Annotated in this window: 1 protein-coding gene; it reads right to left on the minus strand. The window is 67.4% G+C overall.

Features of this window, described 5'->3' with window-relative positions; translation table 11 throughout:
- Positions 1-15: 15 nt before the first annotated feature.
- Entirely contained in the window at positions 16-1,296 is a 1,281-nt protein-coding gene (locus EHS43_RS44100) for a helix-turn-helix domain-containing protein (RefSeq protein ID WP_185806673.1), read from the minus strand.
- Between the last annotated feature and the right edge of the window lie 341 nt (positions 1,297-1,637).

A 1,637-nucleotide genomic window follows, 5' to 3' on the forward strand; every position in this document is an offset into this window, starting at 1 on the left:
TGCAGGTCTGAGCCTCTACCAAGTGGTCCGAGAACTGCAGACCCTCCTCGCCACCTGGACCGGCGCCTGCCCCACCTGCCACCGAGACATACCCACACCACTACGAACCTGACCAAACCCTACTAGGACCTTCTCCATGCCGAGCAGGCCGGCGTCCAGGCTGATCTGTTGGAGCCAGCTGTCGACGAGTGTGCGGCGCTCCGCTGGGTCGCGCTGGTCGACGCCCGGGTCAGCGAGCAGGTTGGCTCCTCGGGATGTGCCAGCGTTTGGCACCGAGGCCAGTCCGTTCCCGGCGAGCAGGTCCGGCATGTCCGTCCTGCTGAGGAAGTCCAGGCTAAGTGGCTGGGGCATCACGAGAGGATCGACACCTGCCAGAGCGGCGAGCGCTTCGGTGACCCCGTCATCGACCAGTGCGGCTGCCAGGGCGTCGATCAGCTCGTGCAGGCGGGCAACAGGCAGGGGCGCGGCGCGGCCAAAGGCGTGGCGGAAGCGTGCGAGGACTTCCACGGTGACCTGCAGGTGCGAGACGGTGGCCCCGTAGGCATCCGGCAGGTCGATCCTGGCAACAGCCTCCAACGGGTAGGCCGACGCTCCATCGGAGCCGCCCTGCCACAACAGCCGGACCTTGCGGGCCCGGTTGAAGCCAGACCGGTGGAAGGGGTTCATGCCGCCTTCGCCGATCGATGCGCACCAGCGGAATAGGGCATGGTGCAGAGGGGAGTTGTTCAGCGCGTCGGCGAAGGCCTGCACGCCGCGCTCCGACAGCGGGCGCCATGTGGCCGACGCGTCGACCGGAACGCACATCCCCGTACGCACAAGGAAGTCGGCGCTCGGCGTGTCCAGGTCGGCTGGCGGCAACCGCAGTCCGGCGGGCAGGGCCTGGGGCGCGGTCTCGTTGATCAGCCGTATGAGCCCTGCGCGGTCGGCCACCGCGTTGCGGCCGTGCAACCGGATCGGAGCGGCCCCCTGGATCAGAAGCGGGCGCGTGGCCTTCGCCGGGTCTACGCGGACGACCAGGATCATCCGGCCGTCGGTCTCTGGCAGAGGGACGGGGATGATCTCAGGAACCCAGGGCGGCTCCAGCATCTGATGGCAGCCGTTGACGATCTGGACGATCGTGTCCTCGGGCACGCCGATGATCCGGTCGTCGACGTTGCGCTCGGTGACACCGACCAGGATGAGGCCCCCGTAGCTGTTGGCCATCGCCGCAACCGAGGTCTGGATCTTGGCGGTGTATTTCTCCTTGTACTCCAAGGTCAGGCTCTCGGGCTGGCCGATGGCAACCAGGTCACGCACGCGCTCCAGAGTCACGTCCGCGGGACGGCAAGCGAACAGCGAAGCCGTAGATGTCATACCGGCCGCCCTCCCGCGGGATGTGTGTGGATCGAAGATGTCACCTGGCCAAGCTAGCGAAGCTGTCAGCGGCCACGCCTTGCATTTCGCATCCCCCCAGCACTCCCTCCTGGAGCTGTTGGTCAACGGTTGTTGCTGCTGGGCTGTTTCGACGGCGGTGCGCTGTCGGTGGCTAGGGCAGGGACCTCGCCGCGGGGCGTCTTCGCATCCTGTACTCGTCTCCGGGCCCGGTTACGGATGCCCGTACTGTGCTTCGTCCTGCTGTGGAGGGGGCAGGCCGGGGT

This window comes from Streptomyces sp. RP5T (genome assembly GCF_003933965.1).
Classification (GTDB): domain Bacteria; phylum Actinomycetota; class Actinomycetes; order Streptomycetales; family Streptomycetaceae; genus Streptomyces.